Consider the following 16,885-nt stretch of genomic DNA (forward strand, 5'->3'; position numbering starts at 1 on the left):
GTGTTGCTGTGTCCGCGATGTTCGCCATGTCCGCCCTGTCAGAAGCGCCGCCGCCCGCGATACGCGCCCTGCCCAGCTGGCTGCTCGCCCGGGCCGCCGCCCGAGGCCGCGCCCTGATGGCGGACGCGCTGGCCGCGGAGGGTCTGAAGGTGTGGCAGTACGTGGTGCTGCTGGCCGTGCGCGACCTCGCCCCCGTAGCCCAGGCCGACCTCGGCCGCCGGGTCCGCCTCGACCCGAAGGACCTGGTCGGTGTCCTGCACGACCTCCAGGCCGCAGGCCTCGTCTTCCGCGCCCCCGACCCCCACGACCGACGCAAGAACGCCGTCTCCCTCACCGAGGAGGGCGCCCGGCGGCTGGTCCGCTGCGAACACGCCGCCGCTCAGGCCAACGAGCGCCTGCTCGGCCCCCTCACGGCAGCCGAACGGGAACGCCTCACCGGGATGCTGGCCCGGATCGCGGGCACCGACGCGCCCTGACACCGCGGGCGTACGGGTGGGGTCAGAGACGGGGCCCCGGCGGCGCAGGGGGCGCTCCCCGCCGGTCGGGGCCCCGTCGCCGTGCCGCGGGGAACCCTCAGCCCTGGGTGGCCGCGGCCCGCAGGGCGATCCGGTCCTCGCCCGCGTACACGTTCATGGAGCTGCCCCGCAGGAAGCCCACCAGGGTCAGCCCGGTCTCCGCGGCCAGGTCGACCGCCAGCGACGAGGGCGCCGACACCGCCGCCAGCACCGGGATCCCCGCCATCACCGCCTTCTGCGCCAGCTCGAAGGAGGCCCGCCCCGACACCAGCAGCACCGTCCGGGACAGCGGCAGACCGCCGCTCTGCACGGCACGGCCCACCAGCTTGTCGACCGCGTTGTGGCGGCCCACGTCCTCGCGTACGTCGAGCAGCTCGCCGTCCGCGGAGAACAGCGCCGCCGCGTGCAGACCCCCGGTGCGGTCGAAGACCCGCTGGGCGGCGCGCAGCCGGTCGGGGAGGCTGGCCAGCAGCTCGGGTTCGAGCCGCACCGGGGGAGTGTCGGCGATGGGCCAGCGGGCCGTGGTCCGCACCGCGTCCAGGCTCGCCTTGCCGCACAGGCCGCAGGAGGAGGTGGTGTAGACGTTGCGTTCCAGGGTGATGTCGGGGATCACCACGCCGGGCGTCGTCCGCACGTCGACCACGTTGTACGTGTTCGACCCGTCGGCCGTCGCCCCGGCGCAGTAGACGATGTTCTGGAGGTCGGACGCCGCCGCCAGCACCCCCTCGCTCACCAGGAACCCGGCGGCGAGCGCGAAGTCGTCGCCCGGGGTGCGCATGGTGATGGCGAGGGGCCTGCCGTTCAGCCGGATCTCCAGGGGCTCCTCGGCGACGAGGGTGTCCGGGCGGGTGGAGACCGCGCCGTCCCGGATGCGGATCACCTTGCGTCGTTCCGTGACTCGTCCCATGTTCCCATCAGCCCCGATCAGTCCCGGTTCTGCACGTGCTGGTAGCCGAAGCGGCCCTTGATGCAGAGATTGCCATGGGTCACAGGATTGTCGTGCGGCGAGGTGACCTTGACGATCTCGTTCTCCTGGACGTGCAACGTAAGGTTGCAGCCCACCCCGCAGTACGCGCACACCGTGGTCGTCTCCGTCTGCTTCGACTCGTCCCACGTACCCGCCGCCCGCATGTCGAACTCCGACTTGAACGACAGCGCGCCCGTCGGGCACACCTCGATGCAGTTGCCGCAGTACACGCACGCCGAGTCGGTGAGCGGGGCATCGTGCTCCACCGCGATCCGGGCGTCGAAGCCGCGGCCCGCGACCGAGATGGCGAAGCTGTTCTGCCACTGTTCGCCGCAGGCGTCCACGCACTTGTAGCAGAGGATGCACTTGTCGTAGTCACGGACATAGAGGTCGTTGTCGATCCTCGGTTCCTCGCCCAGCCGGGCCGCGTCGGGGCCGAAGCGGTCCGGTTTCGCCTCGTACTCCTTCAGCCACCCGGCGACCTTCGGCGTCGTCGACAGGTCCACGGACGACGCCAGCAGCTCGAGGACGATCTTGCGGCTGTGCCGGGCGCGTTCGGTGCCGGTGCGCACCACCATGCCGGGCTCCGCCTTCCGGGAGCAGGCCGGGACCAGGGTGCGCGAGCCCTCCACCTCCACGACACAGACCCGGCAGGCGTTCTTGGGCCGCAGCGTGTCGCCCTCGCAGAGCGTCGGGAGGTCCGTCCCGGCACCCCGGCAGGCGTCGAGGATCGTCGCGCCCTCGGGGACCCGGACCTCCTGGTCGTCGATCGTGAACTCCAGCAGACGGCGCGGTATCCCCAGCGGTGTCACGGTCATTCGTACGCCCCCAGACGGTCGATGGCGGATTCCACGGCGTTCCACGCGGTCTGGCCCAGACCGCAGATGGAGGCGTCCCGCATGGCACGGCCGACCTCCCTGAGCAGCGCGATGTCGTCGGCGGCCGCCGCCCCCGTACGGTCGGCGATCCGGTGCAGCGCCTCCTGCTGGCGGACCGTGCCGACCCGGCAGGGCACGCACTGGCCGCACGACTCGTCGCGGAAGAACTCCGCGATGCGCAGCAGCAGCCGGGGCAGTGGCACCGTGCCGTCGAAGGCCATCACCACCCCCGAGCCGAGGGTGGTGCCCGCCTCCCGGGTGCCTTCGAAGGTGAGCGGGACGTCCAGTTCGTCGGCGCGTACGAAACCGCCCGCCGCGCCGCCGAGCAGCACCGCGCGCAGCCCGTCGCGCACCCCGGCGAGCGTGAGCAGTTCGCCGAGCGTGGCGCCGAACGGCAGTTCGTAGACGCCGGGGCGGTCCACGCTGCCGGAGACGCAGTACAGCTTGGGACCGGTGGACTTCGGGGTGCCGATCGCCGCGTACGCCGCGGCGCCCATGGTCAGGATTGGCACCACGTTGACCAGGGTCTCGACGTTGTTCTCCGCCGTCGGCCTGCCGAACAGGCCCTTCTCCACCGGGAACGGCGGCTTGGAGCGCGGCTCGCCCCGGTACCCCTCGATGGAGTTGAACAGCGCGGTCTCCTCACCGCAGATGTAGGCGCCCGCGCCCCGCCGGATCTCGATGTCGAAGGCGAACCCCTGGCCGAGAACGTCCTCGCCGAGCAGCCCACGCGCGCGTGCCTGCCCGATGGCGTGCTCCATGCGGTGGATCGCCCGCGGATACTCGCCGCGCAGATACAGGTAGCCCTGGTGCGCGCCGACCGCGTACGCCGCGATCGTCATCGCCTCCACCAGCGCGTACGGATCGCCCTCCATGATCACGCGGTCCTTGAAGGTGCCCGGCTCCGATTCGTCGGCGTTGCACACCAGGTAGTGCGGGTGGTCCGGCTGGGACGCCGTCGCCTGCCACTTGCGGCCGGTGGGGAAGGCGGCGCCGCCGCGTCCGACCAGCCCGGAGTCGGTGACCTCGCGGATCACCCCGGCCGGGCCCAGCTCGAAGGCCCGCCGCAGCGCGCCGTAGCCGCCGTGCGCGCGGTAGTCGTCCAGGGACGCCGGGTCGACCGCGCCGACCCGGCCGAGCAGCAGCAGCGAAGGGTCCCCGGCCTGCGGCACCGCCAGTACCGCCGGTGGCTCCTCCGGGGCCGAGCCGGGCGCGGTGGCGGTGCGTACGGCGGTGTCGACGGTGGCCGGTGCCGCCACCGCCGTACGCACCGGGTCCCCGGCCCGGATCGCCAGCGCCGCCGGGGCGCGTTCGCACAGGCCCAGGCAAGGGCTGCGCTCGACCCGCACCCCGCTGCCGGGGCCGAGCCGCGCCTCGACACCGGCGCACAGCTCCTCGGCGCCCGCCGCCGCGCACGCCAGGTCCGTGCACAGGTGCAGGACCGTCGCGGGGCGGGGGCGGACGGAGAACATGGCGTAGAAGGTGGCGACGCCGTACGCCTCCGCCGGGGGCACGGTCAGCCTCCGGCACAGGTAGTCCAGGGCGCCCTCGCTGATCCAGCCGATCCGGTCGTTGATCGCGTGCAGCCCCGGCAACAGCAGGTCGCGGCGGTCCCGGGCGGCCCGCCCGCCGCGCGCCCACCTCAGATCGTCCGTCCGCATCTCGTCGCGGGCGGCGCCCTCCCAGGAGGACTCCGGCGGGCCGAGCAGGGCGTCGACGGCCGCCCGTTCCTCGTCCGTCGGTTTGCTGTCACCGAAGTGCAGGTCCACTTGACGTCACCTCACGATGGTCGCGACGGGCAGCTTCTCGATCCGGATCGCCGACGCCTTGAACTCCGCCGTGCCCGCGATCGGGCAGTTCGCCTCGATCGTCAGCGCGTTGGTGTCCACCTCGTCGGGGAAGTGCATGGTCATGAACGCGAGCCCGGGCCGCAGCGCGGTGTCGACCCACACCGGCGCCACCACCGACCCGCGCCGCGAGGTCACCCGCACCTCCTCGCCGACGACGACGCCGTACCGCTCGGCGTCCTCCGGGCACAGTTCGACGTACTCCCCGCGCCTGAGCGGCGAGGCGAAACTGCCGCTCTGCACACCGGTGTTGTAGGAGTCCAGGCGCCGCCCGGTGGTGAGCCGGACCGGGTACTCCTCGTCGGTGAGGTCGACCGGCGGATCGTGCCGGACGATCCCGAACGGGGCGGGCCTGCCCCGCCGCCGCGGGTCCGGCTCCCACAACCGGCCGTGCAGGTAGGTCGGTTCGAGTCCGTCGGTGCTCGGGCAGGGCCACTGGATGCCCTGGTGCTCCTCCAGGCGCGCGTACGTCATGCCGTAGTGGTCCGGGGACACCGAGCGCAGCTCGTTCCAGACGGCCTCGGCGTCGGCGTACTTCCAGTCGTGGCCGAGCCGGGCGGCGAGGTCGCAGATGATGTCGATGTCCTCGCGGGCCTCACCGGGCGGGGTCACCGCCCGCCGCACCCGCTGCACCCGCCGTTCGCTGTTGGTGGTGGTGCCGTCGGTCTCGGCCCAGCCCGCGGTGGCGGGCAGCACGACGTCCGCGAGCTGCGCGGTCTTCGTCAGGAAGATGTCCTGGACGACGAGGAAGTCGAGGCCGCTGAGCCGCCGTACCGCCTGTTCGGTGTCGGCCTCGGACTGGGCCGGGTTCTCGCCGATGCAGTAGACCGCCCGCAGGGTGCCGTCCTCCATCGCCTCGAACATGTCGGTCAGGTTCAGCCCGTAGTGCGGCTGGATGACGGTGTCCCAGGCGGTCTCGAACTTCAGCCGGGTCTCGGGGTCGAGGATGTCCTGGAAGCCGGGCAGCCGGTTGGGGATGGCTCCCATGTCGCCGCCGCCCTGCACGTTGTTCTGGCCGCGCAGGGGCTGGAGCCCGCTGCCGTAGCGGCCGACGTGGCCGGTGAGCAGGGAGAGGTTGATCAGCGCGCGGACGTTGTCGGTGCCGTTGTGGTGCTCGGTGATGCCGAGGGTCCAGCACAACTGGGCGCGTTCGGCGCGGGCGTAGGCGTGCGCCAGCTCGCGGATCGCGGCGGCGGGCACCCCGGTCACCTTCTCGGCCAGGGAGAGGGTCCACGGCTCGACGAGTTCGCGGTACTCCTCGAAGCCGCTGGTCGCCCGCTCGATGAACGCCTCGTTGGCCAGGCCCGCGTGGATGATCTCCCGCCCGATCGCGTGCGCCATGGGGATGTCGGTGCCCACGTTCAGCCCGAGCCAGCTCTCCGCCCACTCGGCGGTGGAGGTCCGCCGCGGGTCCACCGCGTACATCCGGGCGCCGTTGTGGATGCCCTTGAGCACGTGCTGGAAGAAGATGGGGTGCGCGAAGCGGGCGTTGGAGCCCCACATCACGATGACGTCGGTGTGCTCGATCTCCTCGTACGAGGACGTCCCGCCGCCGGACCCGAAGGCGGCGCTCAGTCCGGCGACGCTCGGGGCGTGGCAGGTGCGGTTGCAGGAGTCGACGTTGTGGGTGCCCATCACCACGCGGGCGAACTTCTGTGCCACGTAGTTCATCTCGTTGGTGGCGCGGGCGCAGGAGAACATCCCGAACGCGCCGCGGTTGCGGTGCAGCCCGCGGGCCGCGCGGTCCAGTGCCTCGTCCCAGGTCGCCCGCCGGAAGGGCTCCTCGCGGGAGTCCCGGACGAGGGGGTGGGTGAGCCGGGTGTAGTTCGTCGGTCGGCGTTTGCTCATGCGGCACTCCTCATACGGCTGCTCATGCGGCGCTCCTCAGCGCGAGCAGGTCCGAGATGGCGTGCACGGTGCGCAGGGTGGGCACGTCCACGCCGGTGATCTCCGCCAGCTCGACGACCGCGGCGAGCAGCACGTCGAGTTCGAGCGGCTTGCCGCGCTCCAGGTCCTGGAGCGTGGAGGTGCGGTGGTCGCCGACGCGTTCGGCGCCCGCGAGACGGCGTTCGATGGAGACGCCGACCTCGCAGCCGAGCGCCTCGGCGACGGCGAGGGTCTCGGTCATCATGATCTCGATGACCTTCCGGGTGCCGCCGTGCAGGCACATCTGCCGCATGGTGGCGCGGGCCAGCGCGCTGATCGGGTTGAAGGAGATGTTGCCGAGCAGCTTGAGCCAGATGTCGTTGCGCAGGTCGGGCTCGACCGGGCACTTCAGCCCGCCCGCCCGCATGGCGTCGCTGAACGCCAGACAGCGCTCGGAGACACTGCGGTCGGGCTCCCCGATGGAGAACCGGGTGCCTTCCAGGTGGCGTACGACGCCCGGTCCTTCGAGTTCGGTGGCGGCGTAGACGACACAGCCGATGGCCCGTTCGGGCGCGAGCACGGCGCTGACGGTGCCGCCGGGGTCCACGCTCTCGACGCGGTGGCCGTCGTGGGGGCCGCCGTGCCGGTGGAAGTACCACCAGGGGATGCCGTTCTGGGCGGCGATCACCGCGGTGGTGTCGTGCAGCAGGGGCTCGATCAGCGGCCCGCACGCCGCGTACGAGTTGGCCTTGAGGCCGAGGAGGACGTAGTCGACCGGGCCGATCTCGGCCGGGTCGTCGGTGGCGGTGGGGTACGCGGTGAAGTCGCCGCGGGGGCTGAGCACCCGGACTCCGTGCTGCCTCATGGCCGCCAGATGCGGTCCACGGGCGATGAGGTGCACATCGGCACCGGCGCGTTCCAGCGCGGCACCGACGTAGGCGCCGATCGCACCGGCGCCGAGAACTGCGACTTTCACGGAAACGCTCCGTTCGGTTTGAGGGATACCGCGGAGGTGGTCGTGGCCGAAGGGTTGTCGGCAGAATGGTGTCGACGAAGGATGTCGACGAAATATTGTCTACAGTATGGAAGTGGGCGCAGCAAGGCTTCGGACAAGCGTCGATTTCCTGTCGGCTACCGCCAACCGCCCTCAGCAGATCCGCGGCAGCAGCTCCCCGAGCGGCATGTCCACCACCCGCCGGGCACCCACCAGCGTGCGCAGCGTGACCCGTCCCTCAGGGCCGCCCGCCGGCACCTCGCCGATCCGCACCGCCTCCCGCCCCTCGGGCAGCGCCCGCAGCGCGTCCAACGCCTCCCGCGCCGCCGACGGCGCCACGAACGCCACCATGCATCCCTCGTTGGCGACCACCAGCGGATCGAGCCCCAGCAGTTCGCACGCGGACCGCACCGCGTCCGGCACCGGCACCGAGCCCTCCTCGACCTCCACCGCCACGCCCGAGTCCCGCGCGATCTCGTTGAGCGCGGCGGCCAGCCCGCCCCGGGTCGGGTCCCGCAACGTGTGCACCCGCTCCCCGAGCGGCGCGAGCGCGGCCACCAGCCGGTGCAACGGGCGGCTGTCCGAGGCGATGTCGCTCTCGAAACCCAGGCCCTCACGCGTCGACAGCACCGTGGTGCCGTGCAGCCCGATCGGGCCGGACAGCAGCACGGCGTCCCCCGGCCGGGCCAGCGCCGCCGACGGCCGCAGCCCCGGGTGCCGCTGCCCGATACCGGTGGTGTTGACGAAGACCCGGTCCACCGCGCCGCGCCCCACCACCTTGGTGTCCCCGGTGACCACGGGCACCCCCGCCGCCCGCGCCGCCGCCCCCAACGACCCCGCCACCCGACGCAGTTCGGCGAGCGGCAGCCCCTCCTCCACGATCAGCGCCACCGACAGCGCCAGGGGCCGCGCCCCGCGCATGGCGACGTCGTTGACCGTGCCGTGCACCGCCAGGCTGCCGATGTCCCCGCCCGGGAAGAACAGCGGGCTGACCACGAAACTGTCCGTGCTGACCACCAGCTCCGGATGCCCCGGCAGCAGCGCGGCGTCCTCCAGCGGACCGCTCTGCCCGTCCAGCGCGGGCAGCACCAGGCCCTCCAGCAGCTCCGCGGTCAACTGCCCCCCGGCCCCGTGGCCGAGCAGGACGACCTCGTCCTCGTGGTGCGGGCCCGGGCATACGGCGGTCATGGCAACGGCACCTCCTTGCGGCGCCCGGCCGCGTGGAAGGCGGCGCAGGTGCCCTCGGCGGACACCATCGGGGCGCCCAGGGGATGGCGGGGCGTACAGCGGGTGCCGTAGGCCGGGCAGTCGGTCGGCAGCCGGGCGCCGGTCAGCACCGCACCGGCGATGCACACCGGGTCCTCCGCCGGGCGCAGACCGTCCACGGCGAAGCGCCGGGCGGCGTCGAAGCGGGCGTAGGGCGGGCGCAGTTCGAGCCCGCTGCCCGGCAGCTCGCCCAGTCCGCGCCAGGCCCGGTCGGTGACGCGGAAGACGGTGCGGACGGCGTCCCGCGCCGCGGTGTTGCCGGACCGGCGCACCGCCCGTACGTACTGGTTCTCCACCTCAAAGCGCCCCGACTCCAGCTGGCGGACGGCCATCAGGATGCCCTCCAGCAGATCCAGCGGCTCGAAGCCGGTGACCACGATCGGCACCCGGTAGCGGGCGGCGATCGGCTCGTACTCGTGCCAGCCCATCACCGCGCACACATGCCCCGCCGCGAGGAAGGCCTGCACCTCGCAGTCGGGGTCGTCGAGCAGCGCCGTCATCGCGGGCGGCACCAGGACATGGCTGACCAGCACGGAGAAGTTGGTGAGCCCGAGGCGGGCGGCGTGCAGCACCGCCATCGCGTTGGCGGGCGCGGTCGTCTCGAACCCGACGGCGAGGAACACCACCTCACGGTCCGGGCGGTCGGAGGCCAGCCGGACGGCGTCCATCGGCGTGTACACCACCCGTACGTCGGCGCCGCGCGCCCGCAGCGACAGCAGGTCGGTCTCGGTGCCCGGCACCCGCAGCATGTCGCCGAAGCTGGTGAGGATCACCTCGGGGCGCCCGGCGACGGCCATCGCCCGGTCCAGGGTCTCCAGCGGGGTCACGCACACCGGGCAGCCGGGCCCGTGGATCATCCGCATCCCGGCCGGGAGCAGTTCGTCGATGCCCTGCCGGACCAGGGTGTGGGTCTGGCCGCCGCACACCTCCATGATCCGCCACGGCCGTGTCGCGGTGGCGCGCAGCTCGTCCAGCAGCCGCCGGGCGAGCGCCGGATCACGGTATTCGTCGAGGTACTTCATGACGGCCCACCGGTGGTCAGGTGCGGACGACGGTCAGGTCGAGGAAGTGGGTGGCGCAGGAGATGCACGGATCGTGGTTGCGCACCGCCCGCTCGCACCGCCGCGCCAGCTCCGCGTCGCTCACCCCGCCCGCGGCGACGGCGGCCCGCGCGACCCGCAGCAGGTCGTCCTCGATGGCGCCCTGGTTCTGCGCCGTCGGCGGCACGATCCGGGCGTCGGTGACCGTGCCGTCGCCGTCCAGCCGGTAGCGGTGGTACAGCAGCCCGCGCGGCGCCTCCGTGGCGCCGTGCCCGGTCGCGGCGACCGGCGGCACCTCGACGTACGGCCGGGCCGGGGGCTCGTACCCCGCGATCAGCCGCAGCGCCTCGTCCACCGCGTACACCACCTCCACGGCCCGCACCAGGACCGACCGGTAGGGGTTGCGGCACACCGCGCCCCGCCGCGGATCGCCGAGCCCGGCCTCGTGCGCCGCCGCCAGCGCGGTCGCCGACAGCAGCCCTCCGCCGACCGCGAACCGGGCGAGCGGCCCGGTCAGATGGCGCCGCCCGTCGAGCCGGGAGTGCAGGGCGGTGGAGCGCGGCACCTGCTCCTCGCGGACGTGGTCGAGGAAGGCGGGCAGCGGGAAGGCGGCCCGCACGCCGTCGGTGCGCAGGACCGTCGGCGTGCCCCGCTCGACGGCGTACGTGCCCGGCGCGGCCAGCGCCAGGAAGTCGGCGTCGACGTCCGCGTCGGGGAAGTCGAAGCCCGCCACCCAGCGCGCCGTGTCCCAGGCGTCGTCGGCGGCCCGCCGCAACCGCTCGGCCAGCGGGCGCAGTTCGGCCCGGGTGGGCACCCGGTGGAAGCCGCCCAGCCGGACGTTCACCGGGTGGACGGCCCGGCCGCCGAGGAGTTCCATGACCGCGTTGCCCGCCTGTTTCAGCCGCAGCCCCCGCTCCACGGCGGCCCGCTGGGTGCGGGCCAGCTCGATCCCGCTCTCGCAGCCGAGGAAGTCCGGGGCGTGCAGCAGATGGATGTGCAGGGCGTGGCTCTCGATCCACTCACCGCAGTACAGCAGCCGCCGCAGCTCCCGCACCGGCCGCTCCACGGTGACACCGCAGGCGTCCTCGACGGCCTGGCAGGCGCTCATCTGGTAGGCCACCGGGCAGATACCGCAGACCCGGGCGGTGATGTCGGGCGGCTCGGTGTGCACCCGGCCGCGCAGGAACGCCTCGAAGAACCGGGGCGGTTCGTAGATGCTGAGCGACGCCTCCTCGACGCGGCCGTCCGCCATCCGCAGCACCAGGGTGCCCTCGCCCTCCACACGGGCGAGCGAGCCGACGCGCAGCACTCGGGAGCCCTGGTGGGTCATGTCCGCACCTCCTCGTCGTGGTCCTCGGCAAGCCGGTCGAACGCGGCGGCGTTGAAGGTGCGCAGCAGGCGTGCGACGTCACGGTCGTCGAGACCGTCGCGGCGCAGCAGCCCGAGCAGCGCGCGCAGGTTGGGGGAGGCCGACGGGCCGAAGCAGCCGTAGCAGCCGCGGCCGTACGCCGGGCAGATCGCCCCGCATCCGGCGTGCGTGACCGGGCCCAGGCAGGGGATGCCCCGGGCGACGGTGACACAGACGGCACCGCGCCGCTTGCACTCGAAGCACACGCTGTGGTCGGGCACGTCCGGCCGGCGTCCGGCGAGGAACGCGGTGACGACCTCCAGCAGCTGACGGCGGTCGATCGGGCAGCCGCGCAGCTCGAAGTCCACGTCGACGTGGGCCGAGACGGGGGTGGATTCGGCGAGGGTGTCGATGTAGTCGGGCCGCGCGTACACGGCGCGCGTGAACTCCTCCACGTCGGCGAAGTTGCGCAGCGCCTGGATGCCGCCGGCGGTGGCGCAGGCGCCGATCGTCACCAGCACCCGGCACTGGGCGCGGATCTCCCGGACCCGTTCGGCGTCGGCGGCGGTGGTAACGGACCCCTCCACCAGCCCGAGGTCGTACGGTCCGGGCTCCACCGCACCGGACGCCTCCAGGAAGTGCGCGATCCGCACCCGGCCCGCGAGGGCGAGCAGCTCGTCCTCGCAGTCCAGCAGGGTGAGCTGGCAGCCGTCGCAGGACGCCAGCTTGAACACGGCGAGTGTGGGGACGGTCGGCTCGGACACGATCGCACCTCCTTCGGCGGCGGGCCTCACAACTCCCGCACGGACAGCAGGCTCCCAGCCCGGTCCCACCCGATCACGGCACCGTCCCGGCACAGCAGCACCCCGCCGAGCTGGCAGTGGCCGCAGGTGCCGGTGGCGCAGCGCATGTTCCGCTCCAGCGACACCCGGATCCGGTCCGCGGGCACGTCCACGGCGCGCAGCGCACGGGCGGTGGCGCGGATCATCACCTCGGGGCCGCACACGTACGCCGTCGTGTTCGCCGGCGTGAACCGGGCGTCGTCGAGCAGCGCGGTGACCACCCCGACGCGGCCCGGCCAGCCGGGGGAGGGGCGGTCCACGGTGACCGCGCAGTTCAGTGGGCCGTGCGCGCTCGCCCAGGCCCGCAGCTGCCGGGCGTACAGCAGGTCCTCCGCGCTGCGGGCGCCGACCAGCAGGTTCAGCCGCCCGTAGGCGTGCGGGGCGGCGAGTACGGCGTCCAGCAGGGGGCGCAGCGGGGCGAGGCCGATGCCGCCCGCGACGACCAGGACGTCCCGGCCGCGGGCCCGGCCCAGGTCCCAGCCGGTGCCGAACGGGCCGCGCAGGCCCACCAGGTCGCCGGGGCGCAGCGCGCACAGCGCCGCCGAGACCGCGCCGACCGAGCGGACCGTGTGCGTCAGCTCGTGACGGTCGATCCGGGACACCGAGACCGGGATCTCGCCCACCCCGAAGGCGTACACCATCGCGAACTGCCCCGGAGCGAAGGGCGCGAGGACCGCGGCGCCCGCCGGGGCCAGCGCGACACTGACCGTGTCGGCGGCCTCGGGCCGTACCGCGGTCACCCGGTAGGGCAGCGGGACGCTCGTCATGACCGGCTCCCGCTGCCGTGCGGGGCGTACAGGTCGAGCAGCCGGATGCGGGAGGCGTGCAGCCGGTCGGCGACCACCCGGCCGACCCAGGTGGCGACCGCGCGGCCGAACTCGGCGTCCTCCTCGCACAGGGCCCGTACGGTGTTCGCGTCGAACTCCCAGGCCCGCACCGGGCTGAGCGCCTCGGCGCCCAGCTGCCACCAGTACGGCGGGAAATGCCAGGACCAGCCGACGAGTTCACCGTGGCCCAGCGACTCGATGACCGCGGGGCGGCGGCCGGGCACACTCAGGTCCAGCACGACGGTGCCGGTCCGCACGATCCAGAACCGGTCGGCGCGCTCGCCCTCCTCGAACAGGCGGGCGCCCGACGCGAAGGAGGCCTCGCGGGCGAACCGCATCAGCCGTGCGCGGTGTTCGGCGGGCAGGGCGGCGGCGAGGGTGGTGGTGGAGGTCATCGTCGCGTCTCCTCGTGGGTCTCGTGCCGGGACCGGGCGGCGCGCTCCTCGTCGAGCGCCGCGGCCTCCTCGGTGATGTCGATGCCGACGGGGCACCAGGTGATACAGCGCCCGCAGCCCACGCAGCCGGAGCTGCCGAACTGCTCGTACCAGGTGGAGAGTTTGTGGGTCAGCCACTGCCGGTAGCGGCTGCGGCCCAAGGACCGTACGGGGCCTTCGTGCAGACGGCTGAAGTCCAGGTCGAAGCAGGAGTCCCAGCGCTGCCACCGCTCGGCGTGCGTCCCGGTGAGGTCGGTGACCTCCTCGGTGGTCGTGCAGAAGCAGGTCGGGCACACCATGGTGCAGTTGCCGCAGGTCAGACAGCGCTCGGCGACATCGTCCCAGCGGTCCGCGGTCAGGCTCTCACCGAGCAGCGCGCGCAGGTCAACGGGCGGCATGGTCCGGCCCATTCGCTCCCGCGCCGCGGCCACGGCGTCCCGGGCGGCGGCGGACGTCCGCTCGTCGGCGCCGTGGTGCGGGACCTCGGCGAGGACGGCCTGGCCGGCCTCGCTCCCGACGCGGACGAGGAAGCGGTGACCCGCCTCGTCCACCACCTCGGTGAGCGCGAGGTCGAAGCCCTCGTCGGCACCCGGCCCGGCGCCCATGGAGACGCAGAAGCAGGTGGCGCCCGGCTCCGTGCACTCGACGGCCACCAGGAAGGCACCGGTGCGGCGGGCGGCGTAGCCGTCGTCCTGGTAGCGGCCCCCGGCCAGCACCCGGTCCTGGATCGCGATGGCCCGCAGGTCGCAGGGGCGCACGCCGAGGAAGGCGTACGACGGGTGCGCGGGCGGTTCCCCGGTCACCGACAGGTCCCCGTCCGCCGTACGGTCGGCGCTCCACAGCCGCTCCCGCTCGGGGTGCAGGAACGCCTTCCACGACTGCGGGCCGGTGGTGTGCGCGAAGGCCGCGCCGTCGGCGCGTGGCACCAGCCGGTAGCGGCCCGCCTCGACCTCGGTGCCCCAGCCGAACGGCAGTTCGTCGGCGGAGGTGATCTCCGCGAGGACCACGGCGGCGTCCCGCACGGTCGGTCCGACGACGGTGCGGCCCCGGCCGCGCAGCACCTGGACCAGGGCGTCGAGCCCGGTTAGGTCCAGGACGGCGGCGGTGCGACGGTCGGACATGAGACTTCCCCTCCGTGCGGAGGCCGTGGGGGCTACTCGTTCCAGCGTCCGCCCGGGCGCCGCCCGGCGCCACAGGCCGCCCGGACCCGATCCGAGGGCCCTTCGGCCCCCCTGGACGGTGTCCGGGCACGAAAGGACGGGAAGGACTCACCCGCTTCTCGCGGATCCGAATTGCGCGGTGAGCGGCCGGGGGAAACCGCTGCTCCGCGTCTGTGCCGGGTCCTTCCCGTCACCTCCAGTACACCGCGTCCGGCGCCCCGCCACCAGGGCCGTTCGGCCCTCTTCCGCACCACCGGTCACTTCAGTCCGCCCTCTCGCGGCGGGCGGGCAGCGGCTCGCCCAGCTCGCCCGTCACCGCGTCGGCCATGGCCCGCAGCACCTCCAGCGTGCGCTCGGCCTCGGCCTCGTCGACCCGGGCGATGGCGAACCCGACGTGGACGACGACGTACGCCCCCACCCCGGCGTCCGGCGTGTAGGCGAGGCACACCTCACGGCGCACCCCGCCGAAGTCGACCGTGCCGGTGCGCAGGCCCGCCTCCTCGCGGACGTCGACGATCCGGCCGGGGATGCCCAGGCACATCGCCCTCACCCCTCTCCCGCCAGTACGGCGGCCGCGACCGCCGACTGGCCGTAGCTGATGCCACCGTCGTTGACCGGCACGGCCCGCCCGGTGAGAACCCGCAGGCCGCGGGCGCGCAGCAGACCGGAGACCTCGGTCAGCAGCCGTGTGTTCTGGAAGCAGCCGCCGCCCAGGCACACGGTGCGCGGGGCGCCGTCGGCCACGGCCCGGCCGACCAGCGCCGCGGTGACCTCGGCGACGGCCGTGTGGAAGGCGGCGGCGAGCAGGGGAACCCGCACCCCGTCCGCGAGCCCCTCCAGGAGCGCGGTGAGCGTCGGCGCCGGGTCGTACACCCACAGGCCGTCCGCCCGTGCCAGCCGCCACGGCAGCGCGTCCGCCCGGTGGCCGCCCGCCGCGCTCTCCAGGGCGACGGCGGCCTGACCCTCGTACGACACGGTGTCGCCGAGGCCGAGCAGGCTCGCCGCCGCGTCGAACAGGCGGCCCGCGCTGGAGGCCGGTGGGCAGTTGACGCCGCGTTCCACCATGGCCCGGACGACCGCGGCCTCGCGGGTGTCGAGCCGGTCGGTGAACGGCCGCACGAGGTCCGGTCCGGGCCGGGGCCCGCCGAGCGGTTCGAGGCCGTGCAGGTAGCCGAGCGCCATCCGCGCCGGATGCCGGACGGCGGCCTCCCCGCCGGGCAGCGGAGCCCGCGCGAAGCGGCCCACCCGGCGGTAGCCCGCCAGCCCGGCGACCAGCACCTCCCCGCCCCACAGGGTGCCGTCGTCGCCCAGGCCGAGACCGTCGTAGGCGACCCCGGTGAACGGCCCGGTCAGGGCGTGCTCGGCGGCGACCGCGGCCACGTGCGCGTGATGGTGCTGGACGGCGATCCGCCGCTCGAAGCGCCGCCCCCCGGTCGCCCACCGGGTCGACAGATAGCCGGGGTGCAGGTCGTGGGCGACGACCCGGGGCGCGATGCCGGTGAGCCGGGTCAGATCGGCGTACGACGTCTCGAACGCCTCGTACGTCGACGCGTCGGCGAGGTCGCCGGTGTGGGTACCGAGATGGACGCGGCCCGCCCCGGCCAGCGCGAAGGTGTGCTTGAGCTGGGCACCGGCGCCCACCACGGGGACGGGCGCGGGCACCGGCAGGGCGAGCGGCGCGGGCGCGTAGCCGCGGGCCCGGCGCAGCAGCAGCACCGCGCCGTGGGCGGTGTGCACCACCGAGTCGTCGTAGCGCGCCCGGATGGGCCGGTCATGGGTCAGGGACCCGTCGGCGACCGTGCCGAGCGACCGGCGGGCCTCGCCGTCGTCGGTGGCGATGGGCTCGTCGGCGAGGTTGCCGCTGGTGACGACCAGCGGCCGGGCCAGCTCGCCCAGCAGCAGGTGGTGCAGGCCGGTGGTGGGCAGGAAGAGCCCCACCCGCCCGGTGCCGGGATGGACCCCGGCGGCGAGCGGCGTACCGCGGCGCCGGGCCCGGAGCAGGACGACCGGGCGCTGCGGCGAGGCCAGCACCGCCGCCTCGGTCCGGCCGACGTGCGCCAGCCGCCGGGCCCCGGCCAGGTCACCCACCATCACGGCGAACGGCTTGGCGGGCCTGCGCTTGCGCTCCCTGAGCCGGTCCACCGCCGCCGCGTCGGTGGCGTCGCACACCAGCTGGTAGCCGCCGAGCCCCTTCACCGCGACGATGCCGCCCGCGCCGACGGCCCGCACCGCCGCCCGCAGCGCCTCCTCGCCCCGCAGCCCGTCCCAGGCGAGCCGGGGACCGCACACCGGGCAGGCGAGCGGCTCGGCGTGGAAGCGCCGGTCGGCCGGGTCGGCGTACTCGGCCGCGCAGTCGGGGCAGAGCGGGAAGCGGCGCATCGTGGTGCGCTCGCGGTCGTACGGAAGCTCCTCGATCACGGTGGCCCGGGGTCCGCAGTCGGTGCAGTTGACGAACGGGTAGCGGTACCGCCGGTCCGCCGGGTCGGACAGCTCCGCCAGACACGCCTCGCAGATCGCCGCGTCCGGCGGGATCTCGCGGGGCGCGGCCGACGGGTCGGCCTGGCTCGCCACCACCGTGAACCCGGCATTGGGGGGCGCCCGGTCGCCGGGGACGTCCGTCACCTCGATCCGGCGTACGGCGGCCAGCGGCGGCGGCCGGTCACGCAGCCGTGCGACCAGTTCGCGCAGCCCGTCGGGGCCGCCGGAGACGGTCAGTTCCACATGGCCGTCGACATTGCGCACCCAGCCGTCCAGGCCCAGCGCGGTCGCGGTCCGGTGCACGTACGGCCGGAAGCCGACGCCCTGGACGCGGCCGAAGACCTCGATGTGCCGGGTGCGGCGCTCGCTCATGACGGCGCCCCCTTCCCGCCGGGGCGGGCGACGCCGCCGGGACGGGCGAGG

General features: G+C 74.1%; 15 protein-coding genes. 1 reads left to right on the top strand and 14 read right to left on the bottom strand.

Going from position 1 to position 16,885, the window contains the following annotated elements:
- Nucleotides 1–35: 35 nt before the first annotated feature.
- Nucleotides 36–476 (top strand): MarR family winged helix-turn-helix transcriptional regulator, encoded by a 441-nt coding sequence (locus KBY47_RS19445; RefSeq protein ID WP_210922487.1) that lies wholly within the window; start codon nucleotides 36–38, stop codon nucleotides 474–476.
- Nucleotides 477–573: 97 nt separating this feature from the next.
- Here the strand turns inward: KBY47_RS19445 and fdhD are convergent, their stop codons facing one another.
- From fdhD to hypF, 14 genes are all read right to left on the bottom strand, one after another.
- Nucleotides 574–1,422 (bottom strand): formate dehydrogenase accessory sulfurtransferase FdhD, encoded by an 849-nt coding sequence (fdhD, locus tag KBY47_RS19450; RefSeq protein WP_210922441.1) that lies wholly within the window; start codon nucleotides 1,420–1,422, stop codon nucleotides 574–576.
- A gap of 17 nt (nucleotides 1,423–1,439) precedes the next feature.
- Nucleotides 1,440–2,300, bottom strand: a complete 861-nt coding sequence (locus KBY47_RS19455) for a 2Fe-2S iron-sulfur cluster-binding protein (protein WP_210922442.1) — start codon at nucleotides 2,298–2,300, stop codon at nucleotides 1,440–1,442.
- A complete protein-coding gene (locus KBY47_RS19460) occupies nucleotides 2,297–4,129 on the bottom strand; it encodes an NADH-ubiquinone oxidoreductase-F iron-sulfur binding region domain-containing protein (RefSeq protein ID WP_210922443.1) in 1,833 nt (610 codons plus the stop codon). Before KBY47_RS19460 ends, KBY47_RS19455 begins: the two co-directional genes overlap by 4 nt.
- A 6-nt stretch (nucleotides 4,130–4,135) precedes the next feature.
- Complete coding sequence (locus KBY47_RS19465; RefSeq protein WP_210922444.1) at nucleotides 4,136–6,055, bottom strand: molybdopterin oxidoreductase family protein; 1,920 nt, start codon at nucleotides 6,053–6,055, stop codon at nucleotides 4,136–4,138.
- A gap of 22 nt (nucleotides 6,056–6,077) precedes the next feature.
- Nucleotides 6,078–7,049, bottom strand: a complete 972-nt coding sequence (locus KBY47_RS19470) for a 2-dehydropantoate 2-reductase (RefSeq protein ID WP_210922445.1) — start codon at nucleotides 7,047–7,049, stop codon at nucleotides 6,078–6,080.
- A gap of 171 nt (nucleotides 7,050–7,220) precedes the next feature.
- Nucleotides 7,221–8,255 carry a hydrogenase expression/formation protein HypE gene (gene hypE / locus KBY47_RS19475; protein WP_210922446.1) on the bottom strand — a complete coding sequence of 345 codons (1,035 nt, stop codon included), beginning with the start codon at nucleotides 8,253–8,255 and terminating at the stop codon, nucleotides 7,221–7,223.
- Nucleotides 8,252–9,355, bottom strand: coding sequence for a hydrogenase formation protein HypD (hypD, locus tag KBY47_RS19480; RefSeq protein ID WP_210922447.1), 1,104 nt, complete (start codon nucleotides 9,353–9,355; stop codon nucleotides 8,252–8,254). The genes hypE and hypD overlap by 4 nt, the downstream gene beginning before the upstream one ends.
- Nucleotides 9,356–9,371: 16 nt before the next feature.
- Nucleotides 9,372–10,703 (bottom strand): Ni/Fe hydrogenase subunit alpha, encoded by a 1,332-nt coding sequence (locus KBY47_RS19485; RefSeq protein WP_210922448.1) that lies wholly within the window; start codon nucleotides 10,701–10,703, stop codon nucleotides 9,372–9,374.
- Nucleotides 10,700–11,485: an oxidoreductase gene (locus KBY47_RS19490; RefSeq protein WP_308405206.1), complete on the bottom strand. Its 786-nt coding sequence runs from the start codon at nucleotides 11,483–11,485 to the stop codon at nucleotides 10,700–10,702. The genes KBY47_RS19485 and KBY47_RS19490 overlap by 4 nt, the downstream gene beginning before the upstream one ends.
- A gap of 26 nt (nucleotides 11,486–11,511) precedes the next feature.
- Nucleotides 11,512–12,330, bottom strand: a complete 819-nt coding sequence (locus KBY47_RS19495) for an FAD/NAD(P)-binding protein (RefSeq protein ID WP_210922449.1) — start codon at nucleotides 12,328–12,330, stop codon at nucleotides 11,512–11,514.
- The gene (locus KBY47_RS19500) at nucleotides 12,327–12,785 is read right to left on the bottom strand and encodes a cyclic nucleotide-binding domain-containing protein (RefSeq protein WP_210922450.1); all 459 of its coding nucleotides are present in this window, start codon (nucleotides 12,783–12,785) and stop codon (nucleotides 12,327–12,329) included. The genes KBY47_RS19495 and KBY47_RS19500 overlap by 4 nt, the downstream gene beginning before the upstream one ends.
- Complete coding sequence (locus KBY47_RS19505) at nucleotides 12,782–13,945, bottom strand: 4Fe-4S dicluster domain-containing protein (RefSeq protein WP_210922451.1); 1,164 nt, start codon at nucleotides 13,943–13,945, stop codon at nucleotides 12,782–12,784. The genes KBY47_RS19500 and KBY47_RS19505 overlap by 4 nt, the downstream gene beginning before the upstream one ends.
- A gap of 301 nt (nucleotides 13,946–14,246) precedes the next feature.
- The gene (locus KBY47_RS19510; protein WP_210922452.1) at nucleotides 14,247–14,525 is read right to left on the bottom strand and encodes a HypC/HybG/HupF family hydrogenase formation chaperone; all 279 of its coding nucleotides are present in this window, start codon (nucleotides 14,523–14,525) and stop codon (nucleotides 14,247–14,249) included.
- Nucleotides 14,526–14,530: 5 nt separating this feature from the next.
- Nucleotides 14,531–16,834 (bottom strand): carbamoyltransferase HypF, encoded by a 2,304-nt coding sequence (gene hypF / locus KBY47_RS19515; protein WP_210922453.1) that lies wholly within the window; start codon nucleotides 16,832–16,834, stop codon nucleotides 14,531–14,533.
- Between the last annotated feature and the right edge of the window lie 51 nt (nucleotides 16,835–16,885).

It is taken from the genome of Streptomyces sp. B93 (assembly GCF_018070565.1).
Taxonomy (GTDB): domain Bacteria; phylum Actinomycetota; class Actinomycetes; order Streptomycetales; family Streptomycetaceae; genus Streptomyces.

Coding starts and splice junctions, on each gene's coding strand:
- hypF (WP_210922453.1), bottom strand. CDS start 16,834: ATGAGCGAGCGCCGCACCCGGCACATCGAGGTCTTCGGCCGCGTCCAG.
- hypD (WP_210922447.1), bottom strand. CDS start 9,355: ATGAAGTACCTCGACGAATACCGTGATCCGGCGCTCGCCCGGCGGCTG.
- KBY47_RS19510 (WP_210922452.1), bottom strand. CDS start 14,525: ATGTGCCTGGGCATCCCCGGCCGGATCGTCGACGTCCGCGAGGAGGCG.
- KBY47_RS19505 (WP_210922451.1), bottom strand. CDS start 13,945: ATGTCCGACCGTCGCACCGCCGCCGTCCTGGACCTAACCGGGCTCGAC.
- hypE (WP_210922446.1), bottom strand. CDS start 8,255: ATGACCGCCGTATGCCCGGGCCCGCACCACGAGGACGAGGTCGTCCTG.
- KBY47_RS19455 (WP_210922442.1), bottom strand. CDS start 2,300: ATGACCGTGACACCGCTGGGGATACCGCGCCGTCTGCTGGAGTTCACG.
- fdhD (WP_210922441.1), bottom strand. CDS start 1,422: ATGGGACGAGTCACGGAACGACGCAAGGTGATCCGCATCCGGGACGGC.
- KBY47_RS19465 (WP_210922444.1), bottom strand. CDS start 6,055: ATGAGCAAACGCCGACCGACGAACTACACCCGGCTCACCCACCCCCTC.
- KBY47_RS19485 (WP_210922448.1), bottom strand. CDS start 10,703: ATGACCCACCAGGGCTCCCGAGTGCTGCGCGTCGGCTCGCTCGCCCGT.
- KBY47_RS19495 (WP_210922449.1), bottom strand. CDS start 12,330: ATGACGAGCGTCCCGCTGCCCTACCGGGTGACCGCGGTACGGCCCGAG.
- KBY47_RS19500 (WP_210922450.1), bottom strand. CDS start 12,785: ATGACCTCCACCACCACCCTCGCCGCCGCCCTGCCCGCCGAACACCGC.